Origin of the sequence: Leclercia sp. LTM14 (assembly GCF_023736175.1) — a bacterium.
GTDB lineage: Bacteria > Pseudomonadota > Gammaproteobacteria > Enterobacterales > Enterobacteriaceae > Enterobacter > Enterobacter barmai.
The window spans coordinates 165,779-185,436 of the sequence record NZ_JAIKTT010000001.1 but is presented as its reverse complement, the minus strand read 5'-3'; the positions used below and the strand labels follow the sequence as shown (position 1 = coordinate 185,436).

The 19,658-nt window shown below is 54.4% G+C and carries 15 protein-coding genes; 8 read left to right on the top strand and 7 right to left on the bottom strand.

Translation table 11 applies throughout. The annotated features are described in order from the left end of the window. Nucleotides 1-321 (top strand): AzlD domain-containing protein, encoded by a 321-nt coding sequence (locus tag K5I40_RS00835; RefSeq protein ID WP_223073903.1) that lies wholly within the window; start codon nt 1-3, stop codon nt 319-321. Nucleotides 322-587: 266 nt separating this feature from the next. Here K5I40_RS00835 and K5I40_RS00830 read toward each other — a convergent pair whose 3' ends face one another. After that, nucleotides 588-1,157 (bottom strand): hypothetical protein, encoded by a 570-nt coding sequence (locus K5I40_RS00830; RefSeq protein ID WP_223073904.1) that lies wholly within the window; start codon nt 1,155-1,157, stop codon nt 588-590. 247 nt (nt 1,158-1,404) lie between these two features. On the opposite strand from K5I40_RS00830, the gene K5I40_RS00825 reads away from it, so the two are divergent. Next, nucleotides 1,405-1,815, top strand: a complete 411-nt coding sequence (locus K5I40_RS00825; protein WP_223073905.1) for an SgcJ/EcaC family oxidoreductase — start codon at nt 1,405-1,407, stop codon at nt 1,813-1,815. A 6-nt stretch (nt 1,816-1,821) separates the two neighbouring features. Here the strand turns inward: K5I40_RS00825 and K5I40_RS00820 are convergent, their stop codons facing one another. From K5I40_RS00820 to K5I40_RS00810, 3 genes are all read right to left on the bottom strand, one after another. After that, entirely contained in the window at nt 1,822-2,517 is a 696-nt protein-coding gene (locus tag K5I40_RS00820; RefSeq protein ID WP_223073906.1) for an RES family NAD+ phosphorylase, read from the bottom strand. After that, on the bottom strand, nt 2,514-2,921 hold the full coding sequence (locus K5I40_RS00815; protein WP_039030732.1) for an MbcA/ParS/Xre antitoxin family protein: 408 nt from the start codon (nt 2,919-2,921) through the stop codon (nt 2,514-2,516). Before K5I40_RS00815 ends, K5I40_RS00820 begins: the two co-directional genes overlap by 4 nt. 125 nt (nt 2,922-3,046) lie before the next feature. Continuing rightward, nucleotides 3,047-5,320, bottom strand: coding sequence for an FdhF/YdeP family oxidoreductase (locus tag K5I40_RS00810; RefSeq protein WP_223073907.1), 2,274 nt, complete (start codon nt 5,318-5,320; stop codon nt 3,047-3,049). Between the two features lie 319 nt (nt 5,321-5,639). Here K5I40_RS00810 and K5I40_RS00805 point away from each other — a divergent pair, with 319 nt between their 5' ends. Further along, nucleotides 5,640-7,025 (top strand): cytosine permease, encoded by a 1,386-nt coding sequence (locus K5I40_RS00805; protein ID WP_223074002.1) that lies wholly within the window; start codon nt 5,640-5,642, stop codon nt 7,023-7,025. A 40-nt stretch (nt 7,026-7,065) separates the two neighbouring features. Here the strand turns inward: K5I40_RS00805 and K5I40_RS00800 are convergent, their stop codons facing one another. Further along, nucleotides 7,066-7,461, bottom strand: coding sequence for a rhodanese-like domain-containing protein (locus tag K5I40_RS00800; RefSeq protein ID WP_223073908.1), 396 nt, complete (start codon nt 7,459-7,461; stop codon nt 7,066-7,068). A 108-nt stretch (nt 7,462-7,569) separates the two neighbouring features. Between K5I40_RS00800 and ftrA the strand changes: the two genes are divergently transcribed. The 3 genes from ftrA to K5I40_RS00785 all read left to right on the top strand — a co-directional run bounded on the left by ftrA (nt 7,570) and on the right by K5I40_RS00785 (nt 13,705). Then, a complete protein-coding gene (gene ftrA / locus K5I40_RS00795) occupies nt 7,570-8,535 on the top strand; it encodes a transcriptional regulator FtrA (protein WP_223073909.1) in 966 nt (321 codons plus the stop codon). Between the two features lie 404 nt (nt 8,536-8,939). Continuing rightward, on the top strand, nt 8,940-10,349 hold the full coding sequence (locus K5I40_RS00790) for a DUF4011 domain-containing protein (protein ID WP_251930991.1): 1,410 nt from the start codon (nt 8,940-8,942) through the stop codon (nt 10,347-10,349). Nucleotides 10,350-10,441: 92 nt separating this feature from the next. Next, nucleotides 10,442-13,705 carry a DUF3320 domain-containing protein gene (locus K5I40_RS00785; RefSeq protein ID WP_251930990.1) on the top strand — a complete coding sequence of 1,088 codons (3,264 nt, stop codon included), beginning with the start codon at nt 10,442-10,444 and terminating at the stop codon, nt 13,703-13,705. 154 nt (nt 13,706-13,859) lie between these two features. Here K5I40_RS00785 and K5I40_RS00780 read toward each other — a convergent pair whose 3' ends face one another. Then, on the bottom strand, nt 13,860-14,873 hold the full coding sequence (locus K5I40_RS00780; protein WP_223073911.1) for a LacI family DNA-binding transcriptional regulator: 1,014 nt from the start codon (nt 14,871-14,873) through the stop codon (nt 13,860-13,862). A gap of 287 nt (nt 14,874-15,160) precedes the next feature. Between K5I40_RS00780 and K5I40_RS00775 the strand changes: the two genes are divergently transcribed. Both K5I40_RS00775 and K5I40_RS00770 read left to right on the top strand, forming a co-directional pair. Further along, complete coding sequence (locus K5I40_RS00775) at nt 15,161-16,393, top strand: oligosaccharide MFS transporter (protein ID WP_223073912.1); 1,233 nt, start codon at nt 15,161-15,163, stop codon at nt 16,391-16,393. Nucleotides 16,394-16,404: 11 nt separating this feature from the next. Further along, entirely contained in the window at nt 16,405-18,459 is a 2,055-nt protein-coding gene (locus tag K5I40_RS00770; RefSeq protein WP_223073913.1) for a beta-galactosidase, read from the top strand. Nucleotides 18,460-18,557: 98 nt separating this feature from the next. Here the strand turns inward: K5I40_RS00770 and ychF are convergent, their stop codons facing one another. Further along, nucleotides 18,558-19,652: a redox-regulated ATPase YchF gene (ychF, locus tag K5I40_RS00765; RefSeq protein WP_032611353.1), complete on the bottom strand. Its 1,095-nt coding sequence runs from the start codon at nt 19,650-19,652 to the stop codon at nt 18,558-18,560. Nucleotides 19,653-19,658 lie beyond the last annotated feature (6 nt).

Below are 19,658 nucleotides of genomic sequence, written 5' to 3'. Positions count from 1 at the left end.
ATGGAAAGAAATATTCTGCTGGCGATCCTCGCCTCTGCGCTGGTCACCGCCCTGATGCGCACCGTGCCGGTATTACTGCTCTCCCGCTTCCGCCTGCCTGAGGTACTACTGCAGTGGCTGAGCTTTATCCCCACCGCCATTATGGCCGCGCTGGTAGCCGGTGAACTGATGAGTAAGCCCGCCATGACGGACTCGGGGATCAGCATTTCCCTGCTGGCGGCGGCGGTTGCAACCCTGGTGGGCATTGTTACCCGTGGGCTATTTGCCACGGTGATTGCCGGGGTCGTGGCGTTCTGCGCGGCGGGGTATTTTTTGGCGTAATCTGCTGAAAAAATAAGGCCCAGTCGTAGGGCCTTTTGCTGAAAGAGATTTGGTCAGATGCGCTTTATACACGGCCAAAGGGTTCTTTCAGTTTTTTGCGAAGCAGGGCGGCTGAGGAGCGTTTTTTAACCGCAGCCAGTTCAGTTTTGAGGTCGCGGATATAGGCCTCTGCGCTGATGCCGTGCGCTTTTAATTCAGCAGACGCTAATGCCTGAAATACTCTCTTTTCCCTTTCTCCGGGGGCAAGAAGCGTGGAATGTTCATGCTTATTGCAATACGACATAGCTGGCTCTCCCTTCTGTAACTCTCTTGTACGCATGGAAATTTCCCTGTATCAGTGGTCGCGGAATTCGCTTTGGCAACCCTGTTCGTGAATTGTAGCGCGGTACATTTTTTAACCCAAGCATAATGTCATAGGTCTCTTCCAGGGAAGTGCGACGGTCTTTATCAACCACACCTCCTGAAGCCGCCTGGAAAACAAAACCACCAATGTTGAGTTTCTCCGCATGGGCGATTAACGCCAGGGAGACTGATTGCAAAACGACAGCGCTACCTAATCCTTTAAATTTAATATGGCGAAAATCAGCCAAACCGCCCATACCATCGAAAGTATCAAAACATACTTCTGCCATTCCGTTGATCGGGAATGGAATACCAGACGGCATTTCGTATCCGATTCGCGAAAACGTGACTTCATCCAGCAAACTACCCACAATTACAGTGTAAACCTCGTTCCCGGCAACAAAGACGTAGCTGTGATGTACCCGATGATCATAGAAAAACGTCTTGCGCCTCATGCCATAATCGTCGAGAAAAACCTCTTCTTCTATATGCACATATCGCTCCCTGCATGCAATGCCCACTCGCTTCCCTGGCCTGATTGCGTATGTGACGCAATGCGGTCACTTTATGACCATGATAAAAGGATGAAAAGCCATAACCCTGAATTTCATAGGCTTACTTTCAGCTTTGCGAGGCGTCTTCCAGAAAGGCCAGCCGGACGCGCTATGCGTGCCCGGCCTGCACATTTGGCAGTCTGGTGGTAGATTCAATACAGGCAGTCACTTAACAGGAGAAAAGCACATGTACGAACATCCGCTTCACCAGATCATCAAGGCGTGTGACAGGGCGATCTCGGCCAAAGATTTCGACGCGCTGATGGAGTATTACGCCGAGGACGCCGCGCTGGTGGTTAAGCCCGGAATGATCGTCAGAGGCAAAGACAATATCCGTAACGCCTTTATTTCCATCGCGGATTATTTTCAGGAGCAGCTCACCGTCAAGCAGGGCGAAATGCAGATCATCGAAGGCGGCGGCGACGCGCTGGTGATCATGGAAACCCAGCTGTTCTTCCCGGATGAACTGGGCGGCACGACTGAGATCACCCGTCGCGCGACCTATGTCTTCCGTCAGGAAAACGACCGCTGGCTGTGCACCATCGATAACTCTTACGGTACGTCTGTTTTAGATGTTGAGCCTGCAGAAACCGTCTGAAGCGTTTTATTTGCTCACCGGCGTGACCAGGCCGACGCTGACGATGCCTTTATCCCAGATAATCTGGTGCAGGGAGGTCTGGATAATGCTGGTGATCGGTTTCGGGGTGAGCAGCGCCCAGCAGATGCCGCCTGGCCTGCGCACCGAACGGTAGGTCACGCCGGTCTCGCCCGCAACGCGCAGGCTGGCGCCAAACCGCTGCGGCTCGCTGTAGTCGGTGGGATGATACCAGGGGTGTGAATCCGGCAGGCCGGTGATGTCGGCAAAGGCGCAGCCGCCGAGCTCGGTCTCCAGACAGCGGTACTCGAAGCGTTCGAATTTCAGCTCCGGCACGTTATGCCAGTAGAGATCGCAGTGGTAGACGATTTCGGCCAGCGCCGTCTCTTTGCTGTCGCCGAGGTAATAGACGCCATAATCGCCGTTGGAAAAGCGGCTACCGTCCGGGTTAACGTGGTTGAAGGCGGCCATCGCGTAATGCGCCCCGCGGATCCCCAGCACCCACTCCTTGCGCGGCAACAAACTGAGATTGCCCACCTCGTCCGACAGACGCGGGTTGGTCAGTTTCTGGATCTCATACAGCACGTCGAACGCCTCGGGCGTGGCGACGTCTTCAAACACATAAATGGCAGGGTACTTGGTGTGCAGCAGACGGTAGTTTCTGATCGGCACCACTGCGGTACGGGGAACGTCGGGATGGATCATCCGGCGAGGCCTCCGCGCAGCACGTCCACCCGTTTCGCCACTTCGTGCAGGTTGCCGAACTCGCCGCCCTCTATGAGCGACAGCGGCGTGGCGCCGTTAAAGTACGCATTGTGGTTGGCCATGGTCATAAACCCGTACACGTTCTCGGGGTTGCTGAACACAATGCGCAGCGCCGAGTGCATGTTCAGCAGGTAGCTGATGCGGGTTAACTGGTCATGGCTAAGGGAGGCGGATTTGGTGTCGCCGTGACGATACTTGTACAGCGCCGCCCGGGAAAGCTGCAGGATGTTCTGCTGCTGCTCGGGGGTGCAGCCCCACTTATCGAGAATGTTCATCGCCGCCCGGATAGCGATCAGGTCACGGTCGCCGCGAGTCTCAGAGGCCGGATTCAGGTGCCTGGTCATAGAATGCCCCCGCTAAGGGTAATAATGTCATGTCTCAGTGTGGACTAAAAAGTTTATTTTGTCTATATGAAGACAGCTGACCGATCCGGGCGAAACGCCGGCTCGGTCAGGGATGCGGGGGGAAATTACAGGGAGCGGATCTGTTTTGAGCGCAGGGTCAGACGAACGGGCACCGATTTATACGACGGCGTACCGCTCTCTTTATCCAGATAATTCAGGGGTACCAGCACGTTAGCTTCCGGGTAATAGGCGGCAACCGTGCCCGGCGCAATGCTATAGGCCACCACGGTGATGTCATCCAGCCGCTGCTGAGCGTCGGCAAGGGCAGTGTGAATATCCACCCTGTCGCCATGCTCCAGACCCAACTGCTGCATATCTTCTTCGTTCATAAACAGCACGTCGCGACGGCCAAATACCCCGCGATAGCGGTCATCCAGGGCATAGATAGTGGTGTTGTACTGGTCGTGGCTTCTTAAGGTGACCAGACGCAGCACGCTCTCGCCAACGCCCGGGCTGTTCTCCGCCACGCCGTCAAACAGCGAGAACATCGCTTTGCCGCTGGCGGTGGGCCAGACGCGCTCAGTCGGCGGGAGCGGCATGCGAAAACCGCCGGGCACCCGGATGCGCGCGTTGAAGTTCTCAAAGCCGGGGAGAGTTTGTTCAATGTAATTCCGGATGCGGTCGTAATTTTCTACCAGACCCAGCCAGTCGGTATTGCTGTTCGCCAGAGTGGCATGGGCGATCCCGGCGACAATGGCCGGTTCCGAACGCAGCCAGGGGGAGGCGGGCTTCAGCTTGCCGCTGGAGGCATGTACCATCGACATGGAATCTTCGACGGTAATTGACTGCTGGCCGCTCTGCTGCATATCGAGTTCCGTGCGACCGAGGCAGGGTAGCAGATATGTCTCCCTGCCGACCAGCAGGTGGGTGCGGTTGAGCTTGGTGGCGATATGGACGCTCAGATCGAGGCTTTTCAGCGCCGGAAAGGCTTTGTCGTGATCGGGCATTGCCACCGCGAAGTTGCCCCCGAGACAGAGGAGCGCTTTGGCCTGGCCGTCGATCATCGCCTGGGCAGCCTGCACCGCGTCGTGGCCGTGGGCGGCAGGCGGGGTAAAGCCAAACACCGTGCCCAGCCGATCCAGAAACGCCGCGGTCGGCTTCTCGGTGATCCCCACCGTACGGTTGCCCTGCACGTTGGAGTGGCCGCGCAGCGGGCAGATACCTGCCCCGGGCTTGCCAAAATTACCGCGCAGCAGCAGGAGATCGGCAATCAGGCGCACATTGGCAGTGCCCTTGTTGTGCTGGGTGATCCCCATCCCGTAGGTAATGATGGCGGCGCTGGATTTCGCGTAGATCTGCGCCACACTCTCCAGATCGGCGCGCTTCAGGCCGGATTCGCGCTCAATGGCCTCCCAGCTGGTGGCGGCGATATCGGCGGCAAAGTCGGCAAACCCCTGGGTATGGGCGGCGATAAAGTCGTGATCCAGCGCGTCCAGCACCAGCAGATGTTTGGCGATGCCTTTTAAGGCGGCGGCGTCGCCCCCGGCTTTCACCTGGTAGTAAGTTGAGGCGATATCGGTAGCGCTGTAAGTCGCCATCTCCCGCACGCTCTGCGGATCGGCGAAACGTTCCAGAGCCGTTTCGCGCAGCGGGTTAAAGACGATAATCGGCACGCCCCGGCGGGCCAGTTCGTGCAGGGTGCCCATCATGCGCGGATGGTTGGTGCCCGGGTTATGACCGATGGAGATCACCAGGTCGGTGTGGTCGAAATCCTCCAGCGAGACGGTGCCCTTACCGATGCCGATGGAGCGGGGCAGGCCGACGCTGGTGGCCTGGTGGCACATATTGGAGCAGTCGGGGAAATTATTGGTGCCCAGTTCGCGGGCAAACAGCTGATACAGGAAAGCGGCTTCGTTCGAGGCGCGCCCGGAGGTGTAAAACTCCACCTGATCCGGCGCCAGGCTGCGCAGTACGTCACCGATGCGGGCAAAGGCCTCGTCCCACGCCAGCGGGCGGAAAGTGTCGCTCTGCGGATCGTACTTCATGGGATGGGTCAGACGGCCATAGCCTTCCAGCTCAAAATCGCTTTTCGCCCACAGGTTGCTGACGGTGTGCTCTGCGAAAAATTCCGGCGTGACGCGTTTTGTGGTGGCTTCCCAGGTCACCGCTTTGGCGCCGTTTTCGCAGAACTGGAAGGTGGATTTGTGTTCTTTGTCGGGCCAGGCGCAGCCCGGGCAGTCAAAGCCGTCTGGCTGGTTGGTGCGCAGTAGCGTGGCGGGCGCGTCGAAGGCGTCCATCTGCGTGCGAACGGCTATCGCCGTGGCTTTTAAGGCTCCCCAGCCGCCTGCCGGTCCGGCGTAATGGCGGATCCCGGGAACCGCTCGTCTGTTGTTACTCATCTGCGCTCCTGTTAAAGCGGGTTGCTTATCATGGCGATCGATGCCGCCGGCCGCGGTAATGCCTCATCTGAGTGTGGATTGTCGCGCTATCTGAGATACAGATAATTTTCATATTAATTACAAATTATTCACAGTTGAGCTCACAAATCCATCATCAGATCCGTGTCGGCGGATGTCAATGGTTGTATATACATGTTCTGTCATATGGCGTTGCGTAGTACAGGCAGGGTGTCTGACGGTCATGAATCATCCATTGAGAGAGGAAACTATGTCGTCTTTTTCGTCTTCAGAAGAGCAGTCAAAGCAAAGCGGGGCGCGGATATCGGAAACGCGATCCATCGATTACATCCCGGATAACGAACGTCACGGCCACCCCTTCAGCCAGTTTACGCTGTGGTTTGGCGGCAATCTGCAGATCACCGCCATTGTGACCGGTGCGCTGGCGGTGGTGTTGGGCGGCGACGTGGTGTGGTCGATCGTTGGCCTGCTGGTGGGTCAGGTGTTGGGCGCCGTGGTGATGTCGTTTCACGCTCTGCAGGGGCCGCGCCTCGGTCTGCCGCAGATGATCATCAGCCGTGCCCAGTTTGGCGTGCTGGGCGCGGTCATTCCGCTGGTGCTGGTGTGCGTGATGTACGTTGGCTTCTCCGCCAGCGGTACGGTGCTGGCCGGACAGGCAATGGCCAGGCTGCTGTCGGTGTCGAACGTGGCCGGGATGATCCTCTTCAGCGCAATTATTATCGTGATTGCGGTGCTGGGGTATCGGGTGATCCACAAACTCGGAAAGGTGGCGAGCGTGGTGGGGGTGCTGGCATTCGTCTACCTGTTTATCGCTTTGCTGATGTCCAGCGATCTGAGCGCTGTCGCGCAAAACAACCACTTCTCGATGCCGATGTTCCTGCTGGCGGTGTCGCTCTCTTCCTCGTGGCAGATCGCGTTTTGCCCTTATGTGTCGGACTACTCCCGCTACCTGCCGCGCGACGTTTCCGGAGTGAAAACCTTCCTGTCCGTTTTCAGCGGCACGGTGCTCGGCACTCAGGCCTCGATGACGCTCGGCGTGATCGCTGCGGCGATTGCCGGCAGCGCCTTCAAGGGCCATGAGGTGAGTTACATCGTCGGGCTGGGTAAAAGCGAGGCGATGGCGATGGTGATCTACTTTGCGATCTGCTTCGGCAAAATTACCTTCACCACCCTGAACGCCTACGGCAGCTTTATGTCGCTGACCACCATTGTGTCGGGCTTTCGTAAACAGACCACGCTGAGCCAGAAGAGCCGCATCACTTTCGTGGTGCTGATGGTGACGATTTCCTGCGTGATTGCGCTGCTCAGCGAACCCGCGTTCCTGAAACACTTCACCCATTTCCTGCTGTTCCTGCTGGCATTCTTTGTACCCTGGAGCGCCATCAGCCTGACCGATTACTTTATTATTTCCCGCAAAGCGGTGGATATCCCGGCGCTGTTTGATGCCCGGGGGCGCTACGGCCACTGGAATCTGTTTGCGATCAGCGTCTATGCCGTTGGGGTGTTAATCCAGTTGCCGTTTATTGAGAACCCGCTCTATCACGGTTCGCTGACCTGGATTTTTGCCGACAACGATGTCTCGTGGGTGATTGGCTGGTTCTGCACGGCGGCGCTGTACTATGGCTTGCGACGCTTTGACCGTCGGGTACTGCCGCAAGAGACGATCTATCCGGCGTCGGGGAGGTAAAGAGATTACAGCGCCCCATCGAAATACGGGGCGCTGCGCTTTACTGAGAGTTAAAAGCAAAACCTTCGTCGGCCCAGCCGGTCATGCCGCCAATCATAATTTTTACGGGGCGGCCCATCTGGGCCAGCTTCAGCGCGGCCCGATCGGCACCGTTGCAGTGCGGCCCGGCACAATAGACAACGAATAACGTGTCGGCTGGCCACTCAGCCATTCTTTGTGGGTTCATATCCCGATGCCGCAGGTGCAGCGCCCCCGGAATATGGCGGCGGGCGAACGCCTCCGGGCTACCCACCACATGCAGCAGCACAAAATCGACATCACCCGCTTTGAACGCGGTGTGGACATCGTCGCAGTCTGTTTCCACACTCAGTCGCTGTAAAAAATGGTTCGCCGCCGTCTCTGCTGGCGCAGCAGGATAATCAGTCACATAGCTCATAAACACCTCCATAATTGAGCCTTTACTCTACGGCTGAGCAGCAGTTTTGACAGCTGGCAGAAATGCCAGATAACATCAAGATCATGACAAAAAGCATTGAGTGCAGTGATGAATAATCCTCTGGTGGTTGCGCTGGCCTATGACGGGCTCTGTACGTTTGAATTCGGCATCGCCGTTGAGATTTTTGCCCTTGCCCGCCCTGAGATGGGTGATAACTGGTATCGCTTTGCGGTAGCGGGCGTTGAGCCGGGAGAGCTGCGCGCAACGGGCGGCTTCAGGCTGGTGGTCGACGGCGGGCTGGAGCTGCTGAGTGAGGCCGGAACCATCATCGTTCCCGGCTGGCGGGGGGCGGATGTCCCGGTGCCCGCCGCGCTGTGCGAACAGCTTGTCGCGGCGCACCGTCGAGGCGCCAGGATCCTGTCGATTTGTTCCGGGGTGTTTGTGCTGGCCGCCGCAGGATTACTCGATAACCGCCGGGCCACCACCCACTGGCGTTACACCGACCTGCTGCAGCAGCGTTATCCCGCCATTCAGGTGATGCCTGACGTGCTGTATATCGATAACGGTGATGTGCTGACGTCCGCCGGTAGTGCGGCAGGCATCGATCTCTGCCTGCACCTGGTGCGCCGGGATTACGGCAGCGTCGCGGCCAACCGCGTGGCGCGTCGGCTGGTGGTGTCCCCGCATCGCGATGGCGGCCAGGCCCAGTTTATTCAGCAGGCTGTCCCTGTCGCCTACGAAGGCCATCGCCTTGGCGCGCTGTTTGACTACCTGCACGCCAGGCTCGCGGAACCCCATACCGTCGGGTCGCTGGCGAAATTTGTCGGGATGAGCCCGAGAACCTTTTTGCGCCGCTTTGCCGCGACAACCGGTAAAACGCCCGCCCAGTGGTTGCTCCACACCCGCCTGAGCCGCAGCCAGGATCTGCTGGAGAACAGCAGGTTGTCGATAGAACGGATTGCGGAGGAGGTAGGATTTGGCAGCGTGGCGACGATGCGCCATCACTACAGAAACCAGCTGTCGACGACGCCTGCGGCGTACAGGAAGGGGTTTGCTGAGCCTGCGGGTGAATGACAACTTTAAATAATCAGGTAACCACAGTTAGAACTGATTTATTCTACCGGCTCGAAATGTTCTTTAATTGAGTAAATATTGTTAATAGCAGCTTTCAGTTAATTAGTGAAACTGTTCATTTTTAAAAATTAATTGTTTTCGCCGAATCTATTTATATTTAAAAAGAAACCCAAAATTCATTCTGCTATGACATGGCGCAAAGTTAAGAGAAATGTGGTTGTTTAAAATATTTTCATACGTTGTTATCGAGCCTGTCTGAATACCCCAAAGCTATCATGTCCGCCCTCCTGTTTTACATCGGGAATGTACTGGAATCAGATAATACAACAGATGAGATAAATCTTGTCTGGGAGTACTGGTGGGGCACGTTTAGACATAAAACAAATATGATTGAAGAGATTTAAATGAACACCGATATCAATCAAAAATTACAGAGCAGTCGTAAAGAGTTGTTAGATATTGGGCTGCGCAACAGCATGCTCAACTTTCGCAAGTCTGCGAAAACATTAATGATCGTTGATGAGCTATCTGAGCAAGTTTTTAACATTCTGTATCGTCAAAACAAAACCATGACCTTTGCGTCAATGGAGCCTAAAAAACTGACAGCCCTGGCAAAGGGCAGCACGGCGGTCGATGATGAAGATGATTTCGGTACCCGCGAAGATCTGCTAAATCACCTGGATGATATCGATTGGTCCAGCGTTGCGGATAATACTGAAGAGGATGAGGCGGGTAAGCTCCGTCGTCATGTTGATACACGCCTGCAAACCGCGCTGGAAAGTGACCGTTTATTCCTTCAGCTACTGAAAATTCATAACGATGCGAAAGGTTTCATGGAGGAGCAAGGTGTTAACACACTGTTCCTGGCGCTGGGCTTTTTACATTGGTATGAAGCCGATAGCTCTGAGAAAGTGCGTAAGGCTCCTTTATTGTTGTTACCCGTGAGCCTTGAACGCAGTGGCGCTAAAGATGCCTTCAAACTGACGTTTTCAGGTGAAGAATTAATGGCAAACCTCTCTTTGGCCGCCAAGCTCAGAACGGATTTCGGGCTGGATATGTCATTGTGCTCGTTTGATGAGGATACCTTTGCTTCCGATGAGTGCAGTCTGGATCGCTACTTTGGTGAAATCGCCGATGTGATCGCTAAGCAAAGTCGTTGGAAAGTCGTTAACAACGAAATGGCACTTGGCTTCTTTTCATTTGGCAAGTTTTTGATGTTCAAGGATCTCGATCCGAAAAGCTGGCCGGAGGATAAACAGCCCGGTGCGAACGGTGTGATGAAACGCTTGCTGGGTTTGGGTTTCGGCGACTTGCGTGCGGCATATTCGGAAGATGTGAATATCGACTCGGTTATCAAACCTGGCGATGTTCGATTTGTGAAGGATGCTGACAGTAGCCAGACAGAGGCGATCCTGGAGGTTCGTGAAGGGACGAACCTTGTGATTCAAGGACCTCCTGGCACAGGGAAGTCACAGACCATCACCAATATCATCGCCGAATTGATTGGTCAGAAGAAAACGGTGTTATTTGTTGCAGAGAAAATGGCGGCGCTGGAGGTAGTAAAACGTCGCCTCGATGAAAGCCATCTAGGGGATGCGGTTCTTGAGTTACATAGCCACAAGTCCGGTAAACAGGCGGTACTTAAAGAGATTGCACGCACCCTGGATCAGGGAAAGCCTCTTACAAATGCCGGCGAAGGCGATCTGGCGAGTTTAAAAGAGCTGCAGGACAGCCTCAATCAATACTGCGACGCCGTCAGCGTCAACGCCGGTGCAAGTGGTTTACCCTTGTCGACGTGCTCGGTCGTTATTTAAAACTTAAACGTGAGTATTCCACATTACCGATCATCCCTTTTGCACCCATGGCGACGTGGAGCCATCTTGAGCACCAGAAACGACGTGAACTGGTGGATGAACTGGTGTTGCAACTGGAGGTGATGGGACGTCCAGACAAGAGTCTCTATTGGGGAAGTGATCGAACCTACTTTTCACCCATCGAACAGAGCAGTGCAAACGATGCTTTAACCTCAGCCAGTTCCCATCTCGCTGCGCTACAGTCGGCAGCGGCCGCACTTTCTGAAAGACTTATGCTCACCCAACCTGCCACATTGACGGATGTTGACGTAGTCTGCCGTGCTGCCCGAAGAGCCGCTGAGGCACCCCGGCTTGACGGGGTGCAGCTTTCAACCGGTGAATGGCAGGCAAGACGCGATGTCATTCGGGAACTCCTGGAAGCAGGGCAGCAAATGTCCGATTGCCGTAATCGGCACGAAAGCCAGCTAATCGATGCGGCCTGGGAGCAGGATCTGCTCGAGGTCAGACAAAGCGTCGTGGCATATGGTGACAAATGGTGGAAAGTTTTTTCAGGACGCTTCCGTGCCGCGCGCGGTCGCCTGCAAGGGTTAGTACGTGGGGAGTTACCGCGAACATCAAGCGGGATGCTAGAGCTCGTGGATTCAGTATTAACGTATCAGCAAAACAAACGGGTTTATGATCAACACGAAACATTAGGAAGTGCGCTGTTTGGGGCGCAATGGGAACGTCAAAAAACAGACTGGGCCGTACTTGAACGCCTGAGCGCGTGGGTGATCAGGCTGCACGATGATTTAGGCAGTGGACAGATCCCGGCGGGTATTCTTGCATTTTTAGCGGGTGATACCGATGCAAGCGGAATGGGTGATGAAGTGAGCGGGATCGAGCAACATGTCTCGGGGCTGAATAAAGCGCTGGGGAGTGCCCTTGAGATCACCGGTATGCAGACGGAAAACAACAAAGCAGATGTCAGAGACATGGGGCTAGTGGCACTTGGCGAGCGCTTACAACAATGGCATCAAAATCTGGCTGCGCTTTATCATATTGCTCGATTCAACGTGCTCGCAGAGCAGTTTCGCCAGGCCAGGTTAGATCAGTTGCTGGAAATTGCAGTCTCTTCTGACGAACCAAAGCAGCTTGCTGCGATTCTTGATTTCTCCTGGTATTCGGGTCTAGTTCAGAAGGTTTATGCTGAAAAACCTGCGTTGCAGCGGTTCGATCGTATTAAACATGAACATCAGATAACACGTTTCAGAACACTGGATATGGCATCCCTCAATCATGCTCAGACCCAGTTGGCCAGACAGGTTTGGGAAGCAATGCCCAATATCAATCAGCCAGGTGAAATGTCAGTGCTGCGCGCTGAGTTAAACAAGAAACGCCGGCATATGCCGATCAGACAACTGATTGAGAGAGCCGGACGGGCAATTCAGCAAATCAAGCCTGTATTTATGATGAGCCCCATGTCGATTGCGAATTTCCTGCCACCGGGCAAGCTCGAGTTCGACGTGGTGGTCTTCGATGAGGCCTCGCAGGTGAAAGCGATTGACGCATTCGGTGCCATCCTGCGCGGTAAACAGGTTGTCGTGGTTGGCGATACTCGCCAGATGCCGCCGACCGATTTCTTCGGGCGAGACGTCGAATTAGATGACGAGGATGTTGCGACAGCAGACATTGAAAGCATCCTGAGTATGTTCAAGGCATCCGGCAGTCAGGAAAGGTATCTCCGCTGGCATTACAGGAGCCGTCACGAGTCGTTGATCGCGGTTTCCAATGTCGAATTTTATGACAGCAAACTGGTGGTTTTCCCCTCTGCAGGTCAGCATCCTCATGCTAAAGGGGTGAGCTTCGATTATCTCCCGGAAGCCCTCTATGACCGGGGCCGGACCCGGACCAACAAAGGTGAGGCAAGAGCTGTCGCACAGGCAGTTATGAAGCATGCGATTGAATCTCCAGAATTATCGCTTGGCGTGGCTGCTTTTAGTGTGGCCCAACGTGATTTGATTCAGGTCGAAGTGGAAATGTTGCGTCGGCAAAATCCGGAGGCTGAGGCGTTTTTCACTTCCACAGGCAGTGAACCTTTCTTCGTTAAAAACCTGGAAAATATTCAGGGAGATGAACGAGACAAGATCTTCATCAGTATTGGATATGGACGCAATGAATCAGGTCGAATTGCGAAAGAGTTTGGTCCGTTAAACCGGGATGGTGGGCATCGACGGCTCAACGTTTTGATCACGCGTGCCAAACTGGCAATGCGTATATTCTGTAATTTTAAAGCCGATGAGCTTGATATTGATGCGGGTGCCAGCCTTGGGGTGCGGGCATTGAAAAATTTCCTCAAGTATGCTGAAACAGGGGAGCTCGAGGTGGCACGGGAGACAGGAAAAGCTCCAGATTCGCCGTTTGAGCTCGAGGTTATAGAGGCGCTGCGCGAGAGGAACTACGAGGTAGAACCTCAAGTCGGGACTGCCGGCTATTTTATCGATATCGCAGTGAAGGACCCGCAATACCCTGGCCGTTATGTACTGGCTATTGAGTGCGATGGTGCGTCATACCATAGCTCCCGCTCGGCGCGCGATCGCGATCGTCTTCGCCAGGGCGTACTCGAAGGATTGGGATGGAATTTCCATCGTATCTGGAGTACTGACTGGTTCCGCAATCCGCAACAGGAGATCAATCGCGTTGTGGCGTCGATTGAGTCTGCCCGCATCCGGATTGCTGAAGGGCGCGACTCTATTCCGGTACCAGTACAGGAACAAAAGCATGAAATAGTGCGCGGCGAGTCGCCGAAAGAATCTGTCACACCTGTAAGTAAGCCCTATATCAAGGCGTCTTTACCTTCGCCATCGACTAATGAGTTACATCAGGAAAAACCTGTGCAACTCGCAAGAATGATTCAATCAGTCGTAGAGGTAGAAACCCCCGTCCATACCAGCGAAGTCACGCGTCGACTTCTGGAAGCTTTTGGTGTAACCCGGGCTGGGTCGCGTATTACCAATGCCGTTGATGAGGCCATTCGGCTCGGTCAACAACATCGGTTTTTCTCCGGGCGCAACGGTTTTATCTATTCCATAGACGAACGCCCCATTACCGTGCGTAACCGGGAACATCTGGGAAGCTCAGAGCGTAAGTTCGAGTGGGTTTGCCCCGAAGAGTTGGATCAGGCCTTAATCGAAACGGTCACACTCGGTTTTTCAATGAGCCGTGAAGATGCCATTTCAGGTTCGTTAGGTTTGTTGGGGTTTGGACGCGCAACGGCAAAAGTTTCTGCAGTGCTGGAAGAGCGTATTAGCACGCTTGCTACGCAGGGTCGATTGCGGGTTGATGATGACGTTGTCTCTCCTGCCGACGTTCTGTAGCCCAGATTTGCCAGGAAGTGCGTCATCGCGGGGAGCTGAAAAAGCAGGAAAAAAAGAAGGAAGTGGACCCGGACGATCGGGTCCTGCGTACCCAGTGGCGTAGCATCGTCCAGACTATGCTGCAGGGAGCGGTAGTAGTGGCATGCGTAATGGCTTATCCCGGTCGATACCCGTTGGTCGAATCCCGTGCAATAAACTCTGCAGGCAAAATACAGTTGTCCGGCACACTCTCTTCGGTCGCGGCGAGTACTCTGGTCACCGCTTCCTTGCCCTGGGCATCCAGATCCAGGCGCACTGTGGTAAGAGAGGGTATGAAAAAGGCGCTTTCGTAGCTGTCATCGTAGCCGATAACGGCAACGTCGTGAGGGACCACAATTCCCGCCTTGTTCAACGCACTCAATGCCCCAAGCGCCATCTGATCGTTCCCCACCAGTAGGGCGCTAAATTTGACATGATCGTCGATAAGTTGCTGCGCACCGTCGTGGCCGCTCTGTGCATCCCATGTTCCGTAAACGACGGCGGCAGGGGTTTTGCTAAAGGATGCCAGGCCGCTTAACCAGTTCGCCAGACGCAGTTTAGCCGCGACAGAGTTTTGCGGGCCGGGCATCAGAGCGATGTCTTGATGCCCCAGTTCGCATAAGCGTTTAACGCTCTCCTGAGTGCCGTTTGCCGGATCGAAGATAACGTGAAACACGCCGCTGTCCGGCGCGACGTCGAGGAACAGGCAGGTGACATCGGTATTATCTTCAGCCAGTTGCCGGGCGACAGCGGTTTCCAGCGGGACGTTAATCAGGATTTTATCAATAAACTGCGATTTAAAATCGTTAATCGACTGCTGAATGGCGCTGGGGTCACCTTCATCAATCATCGAAATCATGACCTGATAGCCCGCCTCACGGGCATGCTTTTTCACGGAGGCGGCGATTTGCGACGGCGCGTGCAGCGCAAGGGAGGTGGTAATTAACCCCAGTGTCTGGGTGCGTTTACCGACAAGCTGTTGCGCCAGACGGTTAGGAATGTAGCGCAGATCTTCAATCGCTTGCTCGACGCGGATCCGCGTTTTCTCGGCAACGTTCACCGATTTATTGAGCACCCGGGAGACGGTCTGGTAAGAGACCCCCGCCTGGCGAGCGACATCTTCCAGCGTCGCATTTCTGTTTTTGTTCACTCTCAATCCTTATTTTCTTGTGATGAAAATACACGCGTCTTCGCTGCGCTGAATGGACATTATATCAAAATGTCATACGTTCACATGGTGAAATTTGGCGATCTTGCTCACCTTTTACTGCTTTTAAAATTGCGATTTGTGAGGTTGATTGCACTTTTCACACCCGGGAGTTGTTCGCGCCATTTGTCAGGTATTGTATGTAACGCATTGATGTGAGCGTCATACATTTACCATTCACTGAGCAATCAGCGAAGCACCGATCCTGTTCCTTCTTGAGGAAGAAAAATATGGTTACCGGTAAAAGGAACTACATTCTTTTAAGCATTTTCGATTTTCTCTACCTGTTTGCCTGGTCGTCGACGATGGCCTTTTTTGTTATCTGGACGACACAGCATTTAGGGATCAGTGCGACCCAGACGGGGTGGTTGTATGCGATCAATGCCTTTATTGCCCTGACCATGCAGCCGTTCTTTGGTTTTATCTCCGATAAATTCGGCACCAAAAAATCGCTGATCTTCTGGATTATTGCCTTACTGCTGCCGGTTGGGCCGTTCTTTATTTATGTCTACGCGCCTTTGCTGGTCAGCTCTTTCTGGTTAGGGGCAATATTAGGCGGCATCTATCTGGGCGTTATTTTTAACTCCGGCTGCGGGGTGATTGATTCCTATATCGACAAAATCTCTCGTCGCTATGCGTTCGAATACGGGCGGGTGAGAATGTGGGGCTCATTAGGCTGGGCGGCGGCGGCATATATTGTCGGCCGTAATATTAACGACAATCCCAACCTCTCATTCTGGCTGGCGAGCATTGCCATCGTATTAGCCGGGATCTGCTTCATGATGACGAAAATTACCGTCACGCTTGAAGAGGAGAAAATGACCTCTTCGTTGAAAGCAGGGCACGTTTTTGAATTGATGAAAGACAAGCAGTTCTGGATGCTGATTATTTTTACCCTGTTCGTTACCCAGATTTATGACACTTACGACCAGCAATTTGCGCAGTATTTCTCATTGCAGTTCCCGAGTGTCGATGAAGGAAATAAATGGTACGGCACGCTGGCCTCAATCCAGGTCTGTGGCGAAACGCTGTTCCTGGGGCTGATGCCGTGGTTTGTTAACCGCGTCGGAGCGAAGTGGGCGCTGGTGATTGCCGGCACCATTATGTCGGTGCGTATTCTTGGCTCCGCCGTGCCGCTGGGGCCGGTGTGGATTGCGGCGGTGAAGATGATGCATGCCATCGAAAAACCGTTGATCCTGATTTCGGTATTTAAGTTTATTGCTCAAAATTTCGACCATAAATTGTCATCCACCATCTATTTATTAGTGCTGTTTGCGGCATCCATCGCCACTACGGTCTATTCCCCAATGGTCGGGCATTTCTACGACACCATTGGTTTTGCTAACACCTATATCATTCTGGGCGTTATTTCAGGTCTGTTTACGCTGTTCTCAGCCTTTTCGCTGCGCAGCAGAAAAGACAAGGTCATTGACCATGCGCAAAACACAGCGTCACTGGCATAAGGGAGAGGGTTATGAGCCGGTTATTTCCACAACTCAATTTATTACACGGGGCGGATTACAATCCTGACCAGTGGCTTAACCAACCTGATATTCTTGAAAAAGATATCGCGATGATGAAAGAGACAAAATGCAATGTCATGTCGGTGGGGATATTCAGCTGGTCGAAACTGGAACCTGCAGAAGGCCAGTACCAGTTTGACTGGCTGGATAATGTGCTGGATAAACTGTACTCGAATGGAATATATGTATTTCTGGCTACCCCAAGCGGCGCTAAGCCCGCTTGGGTATCGGAAAAATACCCGGCGGTTTTGCGCACCAATAGCGATCTGACGAAAAACCTGCACGGTGAACGACATAATCACTGTCCATCGTCACCCGACTATTTACGTCTGACTAAAAACATTAACCAGCAACTGGCACAACGCTACGCGCACCATCCTGCCGTGCTGGCCTGGCATATCTCCAATGAATATGGCGGCGAGTGCCACTGCGATACGTGCCAGCACGCGTTCCGCGACTGGCTGAAGAACAAATATCAGACCCTGGAGAACCTGAACCAGCGTTGGTGGAGTTCATTCTGGAGCCACGAATATTCAGCCTGGAGCCAGATCCATTCCCCTGGACCAAAGGGAGAACAGTCAGTTCATGCCCTGAATATCGACTGGCGACGTTTTGTGAGCGAGCAGGTTGCCCTGTTTTGCCGCCATGAGATTCAGGCGGTTAAAGCCTATAACCCGAGACTTCCTGCTACCACCAACTTCCACGGCGACTTTTATGATTACGATTACTGGCGCCTCGCCCGGGAGGTCGATTTCATCTCCTGGGACAGCTACCCGCAGTGGCATAAGACGCGCGATCAGCAGGACATTGCCGCTTACACGGCGTTCACCTTCGACCTGATGCGCAGCCTGAAATCCGGACTGCCGTTCCTGCTGATGGAGTCCACGCCGGGGACCACCAACTGGCAGCCGATCAGCAAGCTGAAAAAACCGGGGATGCATCTCTTGTCGGCGATGCAGGCGGTGGCCCACGGCTCGGACTCGGTGCAGTATTTCCAGTGGCGCAAAAGCCGCGGCTCGGTCGAGAAATTACACGGGGCGGTGGTGGATCACGTCGGTCATCTCAATACCCGCGTCGGACAGGACGTGAAGCAGGTCGGCGCTGCGCTGGAAAAAATCGCGCACCTTGCGGGGGCCGGTTATCAGGCAGAGGTGGCGCTGGTCTATGACTGGGACAACCGCTGGGCGGTCAATGATGCTGCCGGGCCGCGCAATGGCGGCATCAAGTTTGAAGAGACAGTGCAGCAGCATTACCAGGCCCTGTGGCAGCAGAGTATCCCGGTGGATATCGTTTCTCAGCAGTCAGATCTCAGCGCTTATCGGGTGCTGATCGCTCCGATGCTCTATATGGTGGATGAAGCCTTCGCCGAACGCGTTAACCACTTTGTGGCGGAGGGCGGGGTGTTTATTGCCACCTACTGGACGGGGATCGTCAACCCGGACGACCTGTGCTTCACCACCGGTTTCCCCGGCCCGCTGCGCCAGGTTCTGGGCATATGGTCGGAAGAGATCGACAGCCTGTATGACGGTGAAACCAATCATATCGACATCACCGCGTCCAACTGGGCCAGCCCGTCGCGGGGCTATGTATGCCGGGAGCTGTGCGATCTCATTCACGCCGAAACGGCAGACGTACTGGCGGTTTACCAGCAGGACTTTTATGCGTGCAGGCCAGCTATCACCTGTAACCGGTACGGCAACGGGCAGGCGTATTATCTGGCGGCCAGAACCGATGCGGATTGCCTGCAGGATTTCTACCGGACGGTGGCGGATCATCATGGCCTTGCAGCCTGCACCAGCCTGCAACTGCCGGAAGGGGTTGTGGCCACGGCAAGGCAGCGTGAAGGGCAGTCGTACATCGTTGTGCAGAACTATAGCGATCGGACGGTGACGCTTGATCTGGCTGAAGAGAACCGGGCGCTTAAACCGCTATTGAGGGCGGAGCGCAAGGGGCATCAATACCCCCTGTCGTCATTTGGCGTTGAGGTGTTTTTAGCGGAGGCATGACCGGGCAGGGCCTGACGACAATCAAAGGAATTACACACATAAAAAATCCACGTCGTAGCGTGGATTTTTATTAAATGGTGTAGCGCAGTCGGTGGCGCTTAGACGTTAAACAGGAAGTTCATCACATCGCCATCTTTAACGATGTAGTCTTTCCCTTCTGCACGCATCTTGCCGGCTTCTTTCGCGCCTTGCTCACCTTTGTAGGTGATGAAGTCTTCAAACGCGATAGTCTGGGCACGGATAAAGCCTTTCTCAAAGTCGGTGTGGATCTTGCCCGCAGCCTGTGGAGCGGTCGCACCGACAGGGATGGTCCATGCACGCACTTCTTTCACGCCTGCGGTGAAGTAGGTCTGCAGGTTCAGCAGCTCATAACCGGCGCGGATCACACGGTTCAGGCCAGGCTCTTCCAGACCCAGTTCGGCCATGAACTCTTCACGGTCGGCATCGTCCAGTTCGGCAATATCAGACTCGACAGCAGCACACACGGCCACCACAACAGAACCTTCCGCCGCCGCGATTTCGCGTACTTTGTCGAGGTACGGGTTGTTTTCAAAACCGTCTTCGTTGACGTTGGCGATATACATGGTTGGCTTCAGGGTCAGGAAGCTCAGGTATTTGATCGCCGCTTTGTCTTCTTCGGTCAGGTTTTTCAGCGCGCGCAGCATACCTGCGTTTTCGAGCTGTGGCAGACATTTTTCCAGCGCAGCCTGTTCAGCTTTCGCGTCTTTATCGCCGCCTTTGGCTTTCTTCTGCACGCGGTGCAGGGCGCGCTCGCAGGTGTCGAGGTCAGACAGCGCCAGCTCGGTGTTGATAACTTCAATATCGTCAGCCGGATCCACTTTGTTGTTCACGTGGATAATGTTGTCGTTCTCGAAGCAGCGCACAACGTGGCCGATGGCTTCGGTTTCACGGATGTTGGTCAGGAACTGGTTACCCAAGCCTTCACCTTTGGATGCGCCTTTTACCAGGCCTGCGATGTCCACAAACTCCATGGTGGTCGGCAGAATACGCTGCGGTTTTACGATCTCGGCAAGCTGATCCAGACGCGGATCGGGCATGGGTACGACACCGGTGTTTGGCTCGATGGTACAGAACGGGAAGTTCGCCGCTTCGATGCCCGCTTTAGTCAGCGCGTTAAACAGGGTGGATTTGCCAACGTTAGGCAGACCAACGATACCGCATTTGAATCCCATTTCTGA